Genomic DNA, 15,197 nt, shown 5'->3' with positions numbered 1-15,197 from the left:
CCATCTGTAATTTTTAGGCATATATCCCCCAACCTCACCCACACCCAACTCTCAGGAATCTCAAAAGGTGGTTCAATGGTATAAGGGGCTTTATCGGCAGTTTTTTTGTTTTTTTTGATCTTTCCTTCTGCAATCAAGCGGTCTTTTTCTGCTTGGATTTTGCAAAGGAGTTCGCTTGCCGGTTCATCATTTGGATCTTGTGGAACGAGCTTGCCTTGGATTGCTAGTTGTAGGATTGCGTTTTTTAGCTGTTGGGCTTTCATTTTTTATTCTCAATAATCGGTTGTTATTTCTTAAAGTATCTTTGATTACGGTGTTTTGGGTTTTCTGGGAATTGCATTTCGATCACACCAAGCGTTAGTGCAGGTTTTAAATACTGCATACGGAAATGCTTATCATCTTTTAACCTGAGTTTTTTCATAATTTCTTTGCTCTTCATCGGCTCAAGCAACACTGAAAGTAAGCGATTTACTTCGGGGGTAATTTGTTTGCTTTGTTCTGGGGTAATTGTTTGACTTGCTTCACTTTGCTTTTCTTCGGGGGGGCGCCCTTACTCTCACTAGCTTTATCAAGTTGGTCGAAAGGTGGATTAAAATAATCATCTTGTGATTTCTCTGTGATTATCCATTCTAAATTCACTAGGGTATAGAGTTGTTTTCTCGGACTCCCCGAACTGGTTAGTAAGCCTTTTTCTTTCAGTCGTGCTAGTGCCAAAGTAATATTTCTGCGTGGATATTGGGGCAGTTTTTGTGCTAATTCTGCAAACATTGCTTTACCTTGATTGAAGGCGATAAAGAGTAAGCAATCTTTTTGAATAGGCTGTAACTCAGAGAAATTTTTGCCAAAGCAAGCGGTAAATTTTTCCTCAAAATCTGCAATCATACCTGATTGAAAAGTTAAGGTGAGTTTAGTGTAATCAATTTCACTTTCTAAAAGCGGTGAATTGAAATTTCGGCTTTGCCAATATGAATAAATATCCCGAACGCCTTGTCCTTGTCGCTCACATAGCCCTAAACGGTGGAATAAGTTATGAATAATAGAATTACGGCATTCCGATCTTTGCCCTGCAATAGCCGTGGGAATATCAACCAACATTACTCCTGCATTTTCAAAAATCAGTTTGTTATCTTTGGTTTTAATGACTTTTAGATGGCGAACATTGTTAAAGTAATCTGCGTGAGTAATTGCATTGATGAGAGCTTCCCGTAGCCCGTCAGTAATTTCATTTTCCTCAGTACGGGTTAAATTATCTAATTTGAAATGTTTATCTTTACCAAGCTCTTGAATAAGTGGCACAATTTTCAAGTAAAATTCAAAGAGATTGCCTTCTTCAAGATCAAAATCGGTAATCCGTAATGTATAGCGTTTTACATCACCAGCTTCTTCGTAATATTCAAAAAAGAAGTGGGGAAATATGCTTGTAATGGCATAGTGCTTACCAAACATCAATAAGCCTGCATTGGTAATGCCCTCGCTATTCTGTGCTAAATCTTTTTTATAAGCCCCAATTTCTTGCAGCAATTTCTCATCGGATAACGTAAGTAATTTTGATGTGCTGTTATGGGCTTTCAGCAGATTTCTGTATTTATCCAATGTGCTTAAACTGATATCATCAATAGAAGCATAAGGCACAATTCTCCCATCAGCATCTTTTTGGCTATAGCTTGAAATGAAAGAACGCAGTTCAGAGGAGGTGAGTTTATGATCGCCTGAATTTAAACGAACATAAGAAAGTCGATAATCACCATTTAAATGGATAGGACGGTCTAAAATATCAGCTGCTTTCACATAAATTGCAATCACGCTTTTATTTTCAACTTGAAAGATTTTCACATCATTATCCTTTAATAAGGATTTACTGACTTTTTCACTACGAGATTGGGAAAATAATTCATCAATGACTTTATCAGGATCATTAACACCAGAAATTAGCAGTTCAGGAAAATGTCCTTGTTCATTTTCCTTTATTCCTAATAAAATAAAGCCACCATTGCTGTTTGCAAAAGCCGAATAAGTATGCCAAAGATCTTTTGGCACACTATTTTTTGCCTCTTTATATTCAATTTCTGCCTTTTCTCGGATAAATTGCTGATGTGCAATCATTTTTTCGATATGTTCCCAAGTCAGCATTTTATGCTCCTATTACAGTTTAATGCCTAAAATATCGGTAATTTCTGCTAGAATCTTATCAATATCAGCATTGTAAGCGGTGCGTTTTCGCTGATAATCTGCAATTAGTTCATCAGGCGGAAGGATTTCCTCTTCTTCGTGAGGAAAGCCACATAAATCGAGGTTGTATTGACGGTCGGAAATTTCCTTTAATGTAAAACTTTTCGCTTTGTCAAACCCTTCGACTTCAATCACTTGGCGATTTCCCCACCATTCAACAACTTCGTTGAAATGTTCCAATTTCATCGGTTTAGTTTTGGAGAAATTTTTATAACCCTGTGGCATATCAAGGCGATAAACCCAAGTTTCACGGGTTGGCTCGGTTTTATCAAAAAACAGAATATTAGTCGTAATCGAGGTATAAGGGGCAAAGACACTATGCGGTAAGCGGATAATCGTATGCAGATTAAACTCTTCTAATAGCTTTTTCTTAATCGCAACTTTGGCATTATCTGTGCCGAACAAAAATCCGTCAGGCAGCACCACCGCAGCCCGTCCATTCTGTTTTAGGCGGTACATAATTACCGACATAAACAGATCAGCGGTTTCACTGCTCTGTAAAGCCGTAGGGAAATTCTTTTTAATTTGCTCAATTTCTGAACCTCCGTAAGGTGGATTCATCAAAATCACATCAAATTTATCATTTTCGGTGTAATCTTTGACCGATTTTTCTAGAGCATTATCGTGATGTACATTCGGATTATCAATATCGTGCAACAATAAATTGGTAATACAAAGCAGGTGAGGAAGGGCTTTTTTCTCAATGCCATACACAGAATTATTGAATAAAGTGCGGTCAGAAAGGGTTTGAATTTGACTTTCCAATACCTTTAACGCCGAAGTTAAAAAACCACCCGTCCCACAGGCAAAATCGGCAATGCGTTCGCCAAGTTTCGGTTTGATTGCTTGTACCATAAAATCGGTTACAGCGCGAGGGGTATAAAATTCCCCTGCATTACCTGCACTTTGTAAACTTTTGAGGATATTTTCATAAATATCGCCAAAGGCGTGTCGTTCTTGGTAATGGGCAAAATCAATTTCATCAATGATATTGATAACCTGACGTAATAACACCCCATTTTTCATATAGTTGTTATTATCTTCAAAAGCAGCACGGATAATCCGTTGGTTCATCGGCGTATCGGCTGAAATAGGCAGATTTTTTAAAGTCGGGAAAAGTTCGTTATTGACGAAAGAGAGTAATTCATCACCAGTCATCGCTTTGCCGTCTTTTTTATCTTCCGCCCAATTTTGCCAGCGTAAAAAATTCGGCAAAATTGAGTGATATTCATCGTTTTCCAGTTCCCACTCTTGTTCTTTAGCATCGTAAATTTTCAAGAATAAGATCCAGACGATCTGTTCAATGCGTTGGGCATCACCGTTAATCCCTGCATCGTTACGCATTACATCTTGCAGGCGTTTTACTATGTTGTTGAGGCTCATTGTGATCCTTGTTTATCTGTAAAATTTTGTTGTAAAATAACCGCTTGTTATTCCGAATAAATCATCTTTTCTAAGCCTTTTACCGCTTTCTGGTAGAGTTCTTTACCGCCGAAATTTTTAATAATAGACACTAGACCTCCAAAACGGCTGAATTGCGGTGTCTTTAAAATTTCGGTTTTAGTCAGATCTTGATTGCCGGATTTGACATATTCATTAAGAAGCAACCCTAAAACTTGCTGGTTTTCGGGCGAATACTGCTCCACATAGCCACTTTGTTTCACTTTTTCTGCTCGTTCGGTTTTAGTCAGTGGTTTTTTGCCAAAGGAGATGTGGCTTAATACATCAAAGTCTTCAACATCGTGGCTGAATTGGCGTGTTTGGCGAAGGGCTGCCAGCCATTTTGGATCGGTGTAAAATTTCGAGAAAATTTCACCGCTTGTTGTCCATTGCTGTTGGAACTGTTCGTAACTGCCGAACTCTTTTTGCATTTCCCGTTTTGAGAACAGATCAATATCTTCAGAAACCAGCTCGCCCTGCTCATTCAGATATTGGACTTTCTCGTCTAAAATGCGTAATTTGAGTGTGCCGAAATCGACAACTACCGGGATTTTATATGGCTTTAGCTCGGGGTCTTTAATGATGTCCTTATCACTGGGTTTAGGAAGCGGTTGTTCGACAAGTGGCTTATTTTCCGGTACATCTAAAATCACCACCGGCTCACCATCAAATGCCGGATCAGCAAACAGGCGAGTAACGCCTCGAAAATCTAAAATGGTGAAAAATTCTTTGCCGAAATCAGGGCGAAGACGAGTGCCTCGTCCGATAATTTGTTTAAATTCCGTCATTGATTGAATGTTTGCATCAAGTACAACCAGCTTACAGGTTTTGCTATCTACACCTGTTGTCATCAATTTAGAGGTTACGGCAATCACAGGGTAATCTTTCCCTTCATTTGCTACATCACAAAATTCTTCTAAATCAACGCCTTTGCCTGATTGGTCGCCTGTAATTTGGCAGACATATTTGGAATTGTGTTTCAACATATCGGCATTGAGGCGTGAAAGCTCTGCCACCATTCGCTCTGCATGGTTGATGTTGGCACAGAAGACTATTGTTTTCTGCAAGCGGTCGGTTTTGCGTAAAAATTCGCAAATTCTCTCCGCAACCAAGCGGGTGCGATCATTTAGCACAATGTTGTAATCGAAATCTTTGACTGTATAGAGGCGATCTTCAATCTCATTACCTTGATGATCTTTTAAACCTTTGGTTGGTCGCCAGCCTTTTAAATCACAGTCCAGATCAACACGAATCACTCGATAAGGGGCAAGAAAGCCGTCTTCAATACCTTGTTTGAGGCTATAGGTATAAATCGGCTCGCCAAAATAGGTAATGTTGCTGGCATCATCGGTTTCTTTGGGGGTTGCAGTCATACCGATATGGGTGGCGTCCTTGAAATACTTCAAAATAGCACGCCAGTCAGAATCTTCTTTTGCTGAACCACGATGACATTCATCGATCACAATAAGATCAAAGAAAGAGGGTTGGAACTGCTTAAACAGTTCGTTATCGGTTTCACCGTCAAGCTGTTGATAAAGTGCAAGATAGACTTCATAAGCACTGTCGAGCTTTTTATTGCTGACTTTCACCATTTTGTCTTTAAACGGTTTGAAGTCTTGCATCATTGGCTGATCGACTAGTACATTGCGATCGGCAAGAAATAAAATTTTCTTTTTCGCACCACTGGTTTTTAAACGATGGATAATTTGGAAAGCCGTATAGGTTTTACCCGTGCCTGTTGCCATTACCAATAAAATCCTCTGCTGACCTTTTGCTACAGCTTCAACAGTACGGTTAATCGCAATTTCTTGGTAGTAACGAGGCTCTTTAAAGGTGTCAGTGCTACTGGTGTAATAAGGCTGTTGAATAATTTTCAGCTCTTCGGTGGTATATTGTTTCGCCCAACGTTGGTGGAGTTCGTCGGGAGTAGGAAATGCTGACATCGGAAGGGTTCGTTGTACGCCAGTGATAAAATCGTGTTCCACAAACTCATCACCATTTGAGCTATATGCAAAAGGGACATCAAGCAATCGAGCGTATGTCATTGCTTGCTGTAAGCCGTGTCGGGAAGAGTGATGGTTATCTTTGGCCTCGACCACGGCAATTTTTTGATTTGCGGAAGTATAGAGCAGATAATCAACCCGTTTTGCTTCGATGCGTTTAGTTTGCGTCGTTTTTGGATCAACAACTACTTGCCCATCTGTAAATCGTTTATTGGTTTTAAATGTGTACTCTTCGCCAATTTGTCTATCCGACCATCCTGCATTTCTAATTGCAGGAGAGATTAATCGAGAGCGAATTTCTTGCTCGTTCATCTGCTTTAATTCTTGAAGTGTGTACATATTTTTCCTTCCGATAAGAGTTTCTTATCGGAAGATTATAGCAAACAGTTTAGGTAAAATTAACTCAGGATTTAATTGATAATTCTACCCAACTCTTCCCCCATTCGGGTTTGCATTCCTGCAATAAGTGCAGGGTTGAGATGTACTTTACCTTTCGGGAAGAGGTTAATTACGGTTGAGCCTAAACGGAAAGCTCCCATTTCTTCGCCTTTTTGGAGTTTGATGGCTTTTTCGCCTTCGGTTTCGTAATTCCAAACTACCACTTCATCAGCTCGAGGCGGATTAATTACGCCAGCCCAAACCGTACTCATACTTGCGGTAACCGTTGCACCGACCAAAATCTGTAGCATTGGTCCGAATGCGGTGTCAAATTCACAAATCACACGTTCATTGCGAGCGAATAAGTTTGGAACGTGTTCGGCTAAAAACGGATTGACGGAGAACAATTCGCCCGGCACATAAATCATTTTACGCAATGTTCCATCGCACGGCATATGTACACGATGGTAATCAGTTGGCGATAAGTAGGTGGTAATAAATGTGCCGTCTTTAAATTTTGCCGCCATTTCTTCATCATTTGCCAATAAGGTTTCTAGCGTAAAATGATGCCCTTTTGCTTGTAATAAACGGTTATCCGAAATTTCGCCTGATTCGCTGACTTTACCGTCTGCCGGTAAGCAAAGTGTATTTGGATCTTGATTAATCGGGCGTGCGTTTTCTTTTAATTCACGGATAAAAAATTCATTAAAAGTAGCATAATCTGACGGCTCGGTTTTTTTAGCTTCAGATAAATTGACTTTATACTGTTTTGCAAACAGTTTGATGATAAGGTGAGTAACTACGCCCCATTTTTGCTCTGCTAACCAACCTGCCGCACGGGTAATTGCCAGTTGTGGCAGTAAATAGTGCAGAGCGATTTTCACACGTTGGAAATAGGTTGGAACTGGATATTTTTTTAATTGCATTGCGTTTTCCTTTTATTTAAAAACGAGAATTTGCGTTTAATTGGGGGCGAAGTATAGCAAATACAATGCAAAATAGATAAAAAATCTTTAAGGTGTTGAAGTGGCTACAAAGAAAAAAACAGATAGGGGCTTTGTAGGAATTCCACTTCAACAATTTGGTTGTCTTATTCTAAAATAATATTGGCTCGATTTTTTTCTACCGTTGCTTGCCCAATTCCGGAGACTTCAGCAAGTTGCTCAATGTTTTTAAAATTGCCGTTTTTAGTACGGTAATCGACAATCGCTTGAGCTTTTTTCTGCCCAATTCCCACTAGCTTGTCTTGCAATTCAGCAGCACTAGCAGTATTGATATTTACCGCATTGGCGTTGGTGATTTGTGTTTGCTGTACGGGTTGAGTGACTGCATTTTGTTCAACAGGCATTGTAGTTGGCGGTGTTTGGGCAAAAGCCATTGCATTTAAGCCAAACAAGAATGTTAGACCAAGTTGTTTGATTTTCTTCATAGGATTTCCTTATTAGTTGTTGAAAGGTCGAAAGGAAGATTAAGAGGGAATAAAATAGAACTCAACCGGCAAAAATAAATTTTTCGACACAGATCGAAAAAATAGAAAATGGCTAAACTTCTAGACTTGCATTTGGTCTGAAATTCAATGAAAGTAAATAGATTTGCAAAAAATTAGGCAAAAATGACCGCTAGTTGCGTAAATTTAGTTAAATAAATTCAAATAGCGGCTGAATTGCTTTAGAATATCGCCATTTTTATACTCATTAACAACGCTATTATTTGGAATTAATATGACACAAAATAATTTTCGCAAAGAACCGGTTTTTGGTGAATCTTCGGTTACCTCTCAAGACGCTGAAGCAACCAAAGCAGATACAGCTCAAGCCCCTTATGTTTCGTTGCGTTCAACCAAAGCACCGGGGCATACGTTTACCCCAATTATGAAAAGACCTGATGCTAAAGTAGAAGATCATACGGCTGATGTCTTTTCGGCTAAGCAGGCAAAAGAATTCCAATTTACTCCAAGTTCAGAAGCTACAGAAGCAGTAGAGCCGGATAATACCATTCATTCGGTTGAAGAAAGTGTATCAACCGCATCTTTTAACACGGTTGAAGCACAAGAAAATGTGGAAAAAGAAGTGGTTAAACCTGCACCCGAGAGTTTCACTACTGAGCGTATTATTCCAAATGCGGCAACAGCTGCCGCAGCAGCCACTGCGGCAGCTGCAGCCACTAAAACCAAAGAGATTAAAGCTAAAATGCCACCTAAAACCCGCCGTTTATTATTAGTGGCATTGTTGGCGTTAGCATTATTGGTACTGTTTTTCTTGTTAAAACCAAGTACGCCGGAAACTGTCGAAGAGCTACAATCTCAGCAAGGTGGTAGCTTGCCGATTGAATTCCGACCGGTTGATGAAGCTGAAGCGAAACATGCGGAAGAACAAGCTCGTGCAGAACAAGAAGCCGCTGAAGCTGCAAAAGCTCAAGAACAAGCTCAAGCCGCTCAACAAGAGTCTGTAACAGTTGCTCCAGCCCAAACCGAGCAAACAATGGCTAAACCGTCACAAGATAGCCAGTCGCAAACACAATCACAAGCAGTAGTTGAGCAACCTGTTGCGGTGAAACCGGTGGAAAATAAACCGGTTGTTGCACAACCGGCGATTAAGCCTAAAACGGAAAATAGCGTGGTGTTCCAACCTGAAACAACGGTAAAACAACAGCCTAAAGCCCCTGCTAAAACTGAAGTGAAAACCGAACGTGCTACACTGGCAGCAAAAGAAACGGCAAAAACAGCAGCTAAACCGGTTGAGAAAGCTCCGACAAAAACTGAAGCGGTAAAAGCAGCACCGGCTGCCGAGTCGGCAAATGCGGTAGCAACCAAAACAATGACTGTGCCAAAAGATGTATCACTAATGCAAGTGTTCCGTGATAACAATTTAAATATCTCAGACGTTAATGCGATGAGCAAAGTCAATAACGTGGTGAGTAATTTAAAAGTAGGCGAGCGAGTAACCGTTCGTTTAGATAAAAATAACCGTGTGGTTGAAATGAGCATTGGCTCAGGCGGCAAATTTACCCGTCAAGCAAACGGTAGCTATACTTTTAAATAAAATGAAGAAAAAGAGCAACGCTACAAACGTTGCTCTTTTATTTAAAAAGGAGATAAAGGATGAATTTATTTTGCCCCTCTTACAAACTTATCTACTTAACGCTAAGCTCAGCGATGTTAGTTGCTTGTAGTACAGTGGTTACCCCTGTTGAGCAAATTCATCAAGTACAAAAGGAAAAAGAGCCAGTAAAGAAAGTGACTAAACTGATAGCGCAAGCACCTAAAGTGAGTTTATATCGTTGTGAGAATGATAAGAAGGTTGAAGTTGAACGCCAGGGACGAACAAAAAAAGCGTTAAAAAAGGAAATAGTCACAGTGAGTTATCAAGGGACAACGCATCAGCTTTCACCTTCTGTAACGAGAGATGGTAAAAAATACACTAATATCCGTTGGACTTGGCATGAAACCCGTAGTGGTAAAGCATTTTTGTATAACAACACTAAAAAAACGTTAGCGGCAAATTGCATAAAGCAGTAACAAGCGGACACAAAAAGTATCGCTTTTTGAACGTTGGCTTTGCCAACGGCAGCGAAGCTGTGAACAATCCTTACAAGGATTGTGAATAAATTTTTAAGAGAATTTTGCAAATGAATATTTTAGTTATAGGACCGTCTTGGGTGGGTGATATGATGATGTCGCACGCACTTTATCAACAGCTTAAAATACAGTATCCGAATTGCCAAATTGATGTAATGGCACCCGATTGGTGTCGTCCGCTTTTAGCCCGTATGCCTGAGGTGCGTAATGCGATTTCAATGCCGATTGGACACGGTTCATTTCGTTTGTGTGAACGCTACCGACTCGGAAAATCCCTGAGAAATCAATATGATATGGCGATTGTATTGCCTAATTCATTAAAGTCTGCCTTTATTCCACTGTTTGCGAAAATTGCGAGACGTCGTGGTTGGAAAGGGGAAAGTAGATATTTTTTCTTAAATGATCTTCGCAGTAATAAAAACGACTACCCAATGATGGTGCAACGCTATGTAGCCTTGGCGTTTGAAAAGGCTACTGTTCCAACCGCACAACAGTTGCCGATTGCTTATCCATACCTCACAACTGATAGCGAACAAATTGAGCAGACCAAAGCGAAATTTGAAAAACAGTTGGCTTATGCGGAAAACCGTCCTGCCATCGGCTTTTGTCCGGGGGCTGAATTTGGACCGGCAAAACGTTGGCCGCATTATCATTATGCAACATTGGCAAAAATGTTGATTGAGCAAGGCTATTCGGTACGGTTATTTGGCTCGAAAAAAGATGAAGCCGCCGGTGAGCAAATTCGCTTGGCATTACCTGAAAATTTACAACGCTATTGCCTGAATTTAGCCGGGCAAACCGATTTAAACCAAGCGGTAGATTTGATTGCAGATTGTAATGCAGTCGTGAGCAATGACTCCGGCTTAATGCACATTGCCGCAGCACTAAATAAACCGCTGGTCGCCTTATATGGACCGACCAGCCCACAATATACGCCGCCGTTATCCCAAAATGCCGTGATCATTCGCTTAATTGAAGGCGGTTTGATTAAAATCCGCAAAGGCGAAGGGGCAGAGGGCTATCACCAAAGTTTAATTGATATTCAGCCTGAAATGGTGATGGACAAATTAGCTGAACTGTTAATTTAAATGGATAACAAGCGGTTGAATTTTGCCAATTTTTTGCAAAAAAAGACCGCTTGTTTGTTTATAAAAGATGAAAATTTTAATCGTTAAAACCTCATCAATGGGAGATGTATTACATACGCTTCCAGCCATAACCGATATGCAAAATGCTATTCCCGATTTAAAAGTAGATTGGGTAGTGGAGGAGAATTTTACCGAAATTCCTGCGTGGCATTCAGCGGTAAATAAAGTAATTCCGGTGGCTATTCGCCGCTGGCGGAAAAACCTTTGCCAAAGACAGACTTGGGTAGAATGGCAGCAGTTTTTAAAACAGCTAAAAAGTGAGCAGTATGATGCGGTAATTGATGCTCAAGGGCTGATTAAAAGTGCGGTGTTAGTAACTCGCCAAGCCAAAGGCAAAAAATTTGGCTATGATAAAAACTCTGCCCGAGAAGGGTTAAGTAGTCTGTTTTACGATGAAACGTTTAATATCCCCTACCAACAACACGCTGTAGAACGCATCAGAAAATTATGTGCAAAATCATTAGGTTATGCTTTGCCAACCGAACGGGGCGATTATTGCATTGCACAACATTTTGCAAAAAATCCTCAAAAAACGACCGCTTACATTATGCTGATTCACGCCACTACCCGAGCGGATAAACATTGGCAAGAAGCCTATTGGGCGGAGTTGATTCAAGCGTTGGATAAGCACAATCTGGCAGTCAGATTGCCTTGGGGAAACCAAGCCGAAAAAGAACGGGCGGAGCGTTTAGCGAGTGTGGCGAATAATGCTAAGGTATTGCCAAAAATGAGCTTAACCGATATTGCTACTCAACTTGCGGGAGCAGCGGCAGTGGTGTCGGTGGATACCGGCTTGAGCCATTTGGCGGCTGCGTTAGATAAGCCAAATGTGATTTTATATGGGGCAACCGATCCAAAACTTATCGGGGCTTACGGGCAAAATCAGTTTTATCTAAAAGCAGATAAAATGGAAAATATTACCTCTTCACAAGTGCTGGAAAAATTACTTCCATTGATTAACAAATGATCGTTGTTGTTATCTTACTGTGCTTGACTTTTATCCACATTCAATTTAAAATTTGCCGTCCTTTCGTGTGAAAGGATGTTTTTAATTTTATTTTTAATAATTTTAACTGGAGCTTTTTTAATGGCAACTATCAACCAGCTAGTACGCAAACCGCGTGTGAAAAAGGTTGTAAAAAGTAACGTTCCTGCATTAGAGGCTTGCCCGCAGAAACGTGGCGTGTGTACTCGTGTATACACTACTACACCTAAAAAACCGAACTCAGCATTACGTAAAGTATGTCGTATTCGTTTAACAAATGGCTTTGAAGTAACTTCATACATCGGTGGTGAAGGTCACAACCTTCAAGAACACAGTGTTGTATTAATCCGTGGTGGTCGTGTTAAAGACTTACCGGGTGTTCGTTACCATACTGTACGTGGTGCACTTGACTGTGCAGGCGTTAAAGATCGTAAACAAGGTCGTTCTAAATACGGCGTTAAACGTCCTAAAGCTTAATGGTTCTCCGTTGAGTAAGGCCAAACGTCTAAATTTTAATATTTAAACCATAAACTCCAGTCAAGATGCCTTAAGGCAGATTAGATGAGTTTTGGATATCCTGAAGATTTAATATACGGAGAAATTTCCAATGCCACGTCGTCGTAGTATTGAACCACGCAAAATTCTTCCAGATCCGAAGTTCGGTTCAGAATTACTTGCAAAATTTATTAACGTGTTAATGGTAGATGGTAAAAAATCTACTGCAGAAAAAATCGTTTACGGTGCATTAGAAACTTTAGCACAACGTTCTGGTAAAGAAGCGTTAGAAGCTTTCGAAATCGCATTAGAAAACGTACGTCCAACTGTTGAGGTTAAATCTCGCCGTGTGGGTGGTTCTACTTACCAAGTTCCTGTAGAAGTTCGCCCAACCCGTCGTAATGCTTTAGCAATGCGTTGGATCGTAGAAGCCGCTCGTAAACGTGGTGACAAATCAATGGCATTACGTTTAGCTAACGAATTATCGGATGCAGCAGACAACAAAGGTTCAGCAGTGAAGAAACGTGAAGACGTTCACCGTATGGCTGAAGCTAACAAAGCGTTTGCTCACTTCCGTTGGTAATCGTTTAAGTAAGCTTATAGAAGGCTTCATCTCAGTTTGCGGTGAAGCCTTACCCTTATTAAGAATTTTAATTTAAACCCCAAACAAGGTAATAAATAAAAATGGCTCGTACAACCCCTATTTCACTTTACCGTAACATCGGTATCAGTGCGCACATCGATGCGGGTAAAACAACTACTACAGAGCGTATCTTGTTCTATACAGGTGTAAGTCACAAAATCGGTGAAGTTCACGATGGTGCTGCAACAATGGACTGGATGGAACAAGAACAAGAGCGTGGTATCACGATCACATCTGCTGCAACAACAGCATTCTGGTCTGGTATGTCACAACAATATCCACAACACCGTATCAACGTTATTGATACTCCGGGACACGTTGACTTTACTATCGAAGTAGAACGTTCAATGCGTGTACTTGATGGTGCGGTGATGGTTTATTGTGCAGTTGGTGGTGTTCAACCACAATCTGAAACTGTATGGCGTCAAGCTAACAAATATAAAGTGCCACGTATCGCGTTCGTAAACAAAATGGACCGTACAGGTGCAAACTTCTTACGTGTTGTTGAGCAAATCAAAACGCGTTTAGGTGGTAACTCAGTTGCATTACAACTTCCAATCGGTGCAGAAGACAGCTTCAAAGGTGTTGTTGATTTAATCAAAATGAAAGCAATCAACTGGAACGAAGCTGATCAAGGTATGACCTTCACTTATGAAGATATTCCGGCAGATATGCTTGAAGCTTGTGAAGAACACCGTGCAATGCTTGTTGAAGCAGCAGCTGAAGCTTCTGAAGAATTAATGGAAAAATTCTTCTCTGGTGAAGAATTAACTGAAGATGAAATCAAAGCAGCATTACGTCAACGTGTATTAGCAGGTGAAGTAATCCCTGTTTGCTGTGGTTCTGCATTTAAAAACAAAGGTGTACAAGCAATGCTTGATGCGGTAATCGATTACTTACCGGCACCAACTGATATTCCTGCAATTAAAGGTATCAATGAAGATGAAACTGAAGGTGAGCGTCACGCAAGCGACGATGAGCCATTTGCTTCATTAGCATTCAAAATTGCAACAGACCCATTCGTAGGTAACTTAACCTTCTTCCGTGTTTACTCTGGTGTAATTAACTCTGGTGATACAGTTTACAACTCAGTAAAACAAAAACGTGAACGTTTTGGTCGTATCGTACAGATGCACGCAAACAAACGTGAAGAGATCAAAGAAGTTCGTGCGGGCGATATCGCTGCAGCAATCGGTTTAAAAGATGTTGGTACAGGTGACACATTATGTGCAATCGATGCACCAATCATTCTTGAGCGTATGGAATTCCCTGAGCCGGTAATCTCTGTTGCGGTTGAACCAAAAACCAAAGCTGACCAAGAGAAAATGGGCTTAGCTTTAGGTCGTTTAGCACAAGAAGACCCTTCATTCCGTGTTCACACAGATGAAGAATCTGGTGAAACGATCATTTCAGGTATGGGTGAGTTACACTTAGACATCATCGTTGACCGTATGAAACGTGAGTTTAAAGTGGAAGCAAATATCGGTAAACCACAAGTATCTTACCGTGAAACTATCCGTACTCGTGTTAATGATGTTGAAGGTAAACACGCAAAACAATCTGGTGGTCGTGGTCAATATGGTCACGTTGTGATCGACTTATACCCATTAGATGCTGAAGGTCCGGGTTATGAGTTTGTAAACGAGATCAAAGGTGGTGTAATCCCTGGTGAATACATTCCTGCGGTTGATAAAGGTATCCAAGAACAGCTTAAATCTGGTCCGTTAGCAGGTTACCCGGTAGTAGATTTAGGTGTGCGTTTACACTTCGGTTCATACCACGATGTTGACTCATCTGAACTTGCGTTTAAACTTGCTGCATCATTAGCATTTAAAGCGGCGTTCGCAAAAGCAAGCCCGGTATTACTTGAGCCAATCATGAAAGTGGAAGTTGAAACTCCACCGGATTACGTGGGTGATGTAATCGGTGACTTAAGCCGTCGTCGTGCAATGGTTAACGGTCAAGAAGCGAACGAGTTCGTTGTTAAGATCAATGCTGAAGTTCCACTTTCAGAAATGTTTGGTTATGCAACAGACTTACGTTCACAAACTCAAGGTCGTGCATCATACTCTATGGAACCTTTAAAATATGCTGAAGCACCGAAAAACGTTGCTGATGCAATTATTGAAGCTCGTAGAAAATAATTTGTTTAACCTGAGCCATAGCAATAGGGCTATGGCTCATTTTTTAGGAAGATATTAAAGTGTCTAAAGAAAAATTTGAACGTACAAAACCGCACGTTAATGTGGGTACAATCGGCCACGTTGACCATGGTAAAACAACTTTAACAGCAGCAATC

General features: G+C 40.5%; 14 protein-coding genes and 1 pseudogene. 8 read left to right on the top strand and 7 right to left on the bottom strand.

The features are described 5' to 3' along the window. From EDC41_RS12540 to EDC41_RS12515, 7 genes and pseudogenes are all read right to left on the bottom strand, one after another. Nucleotides 1–263: pseudogene (locus EDC41_RS12540) on the bottom strand (restriction endonuclease subunit S); the annotation flags it as partial. Between the two features lie 23 nt (nt 264–286). Continuing rightward, nucleotides 287–421, bottom strand: a complete 135-nt coding sequence (locus tag EDC41_RS14070) for a Fic family protein (RefSeq protein ID WP_006253334.1) — start codon at nt 419–421, stop codon at nt 287–289. A gap of 47 nt (nt 422–468) precedes the next feature. Next, the gene (locus EDC41_RS12535) at nt 469–2,130 is read right to left on the bottom strand and encodes an RNA-binding domain-containing protein (RefSeq protein ID WP_006251641.1); all 1,662 of its coding nucleotides are present in this window, start codon (nt 2,128–2,130) and stop codon (nt 469–471) included. A 12-nt stretch (nt 2,131–2,142) separates the two neighbouring features. Further along, a complete protein-coding gene (locus EDC41_RS12530) occupies nt 2,143–3,612 on the bottom strand; it encodes a class I SAM-dependent DNA methyltransferase (RefSeq protein WP_006251642.1) in 1,470 nt (489 codons plus the stop codon). A 47-nt stretch (nt 3,613–3,659) separates the two neighbouring features. Continuing rightward, a complete protein-coding gene (gene hsdR, locus EDC41_RS12525) occupies nt 3,660–6,011 on the bottom strand; it encodes an EcoAI/FtnUII family type I restriction enzme subunit R (RefSeq protein ID WP_006250003.1) in 2,352 nt (783 codons plus the stop codon). Nucleotides 6,012–6,082: 71 nt separating this feature from the next. Further along, nucleotides 6,083–6,976, bottom strand: a complete 894-nt coding sequence (gene asd / locus EDC41_RS12520; protein WP_006251643.1) for an archaetidylserine decarboxylase — start codon at nt 6,974–6,976, stop codon at nt 6,083–6,085. A 164-nt stretch (nt 6,977–7,140) separates the two neighbouring features. Next, the gene (locus tag EDC41_RS12515) at nt 7,141–7,479 is read right to left on the bottom strand and encodes a ComEA family DNA-binding protein (protein WP_006251644.1); all 339 of its coding nucleotides are present in this window, start codon (nt 7,477–7,479) and stop codon (nt 7,141–7,143) included. 292 nt (nt 7,480–7,771) lie between these two features. On the opposite strand from EDC41_RS12515, the gene EDC41_RS12510 reads away from it, so the two are divergent. The 8 genes from EDC41_RS12510 to EDC41_RS12475 all read left to right on the top strand — a co-directional run. Continuing rightward, nucleotides 7,772–9,091 (top strand): LysM-like peptidoglycan-binding domain-containing protein, encoded by a 1,320-nt coding sequence (locus tag EDC41_RS12510; RefSeq protein ID WP_006251645.1) that lies wholly within the window; start codon nt 7,772–7,774, stop codon nt 9,089–9,091. 59 nt (nt 9,092–9,150) lie between these two features. Next, nucleotides 9,151–9,567, top strand: a complete 417-nt coding sequence (locus tag EDC41_RS12505; RefSeq protein WP_020824267.1) for an MliC family protein — start codon at nt 9,151–9,153, stop codon at nt 9,565–9,567. A 110-nt stretch (nt 9,568–9,677) separates the two neighbouring features. Beyond that, nucleotides 9,678–10,715, top strand: coding sequence for a lipopolysaccharide heptosyltransferase II (gene waaF, locus EDC41_RS12500; RefSeq protein WP_020824266.1), 1,038 nt, complete (start codon nt 9,678–9,680; stop codon nt 10,713–10,715). A 67-nt stretch (nt 10,716–10,782) separates the two neighbouring features. Then, a complete protein-coding gene (rfaC, locus tag EDC41_RS12495; protein ID WP_006250332.1) occupies nt 10,783–11,742 on the top strand; it encodes a lipopolysaccharide heptosyltransferase RfaC in 960 nt (319 codons plus the stop codon). A 120-nt stretch (nt 11,743–11,862) separates the two neighbouring features. Continuing rightward, nucleotides 11,863–12,237: a 30S ribosomal protein S12 gene (gene rpsL, locus EDC41_RS12490; RefSeq protein WP_005543325.1), complete on the top strand. Its 375-nt coding sequence runs from the start codon at nt 11,863–11,865 to the stop codon at nt 12,235–12,237. 130 nt (nt 12,238–12,367) lie between these two features. Further along, nucleotides 12,368–12,838, top strand: a complete 471-nt coding sequence (gene rpsG / locus EDC41_RS12485) for a 30S ribosomal protein S7 (protein ID WP_006251653.1) — start codon at nt 12,368–12,370, stop codon at nt 12,836–12,838. Nucleotides 12,839–12,939: 101 nt separating this feature from the next. Beyond that, the gene (gene fusA, locus EDC41_RS12480) at nt 12,940–15,042 is read left to right on the top strand and encodes an elongation factor G (RefSeq protein ID WP_006249833.1); all 2,103 of its coding nucleotides are present in this window, start codon (nt 12,940–12,942) and stop codon (nt 15,040–15,042) included. A 59-nt stretch (nt 15,043–15,101) separates the two neighbouring features. Further along, the coding region (locus EDC41_RS12475) for a GTP-binding protein (RefSeq protein WP_001967706.1) at nt 15,102–15,197 on the top strand (96 nt) is incomplete at its 3' end.

Source organism: Mannheimia haemolytica (assembly GCF_004342115.1).
GTDB classification, from domain to species: Bacteria; Pseudomonadota; Gammaproteobacteria; order Enterobacterales; family Pasteurellaceae; genus Mannheimia; species Mannheimia haemolytica.
Note: the sequence above shows the minus strand (reverse complement) of the source record. Positions and strands in the feature narration are given on the sequence as shown.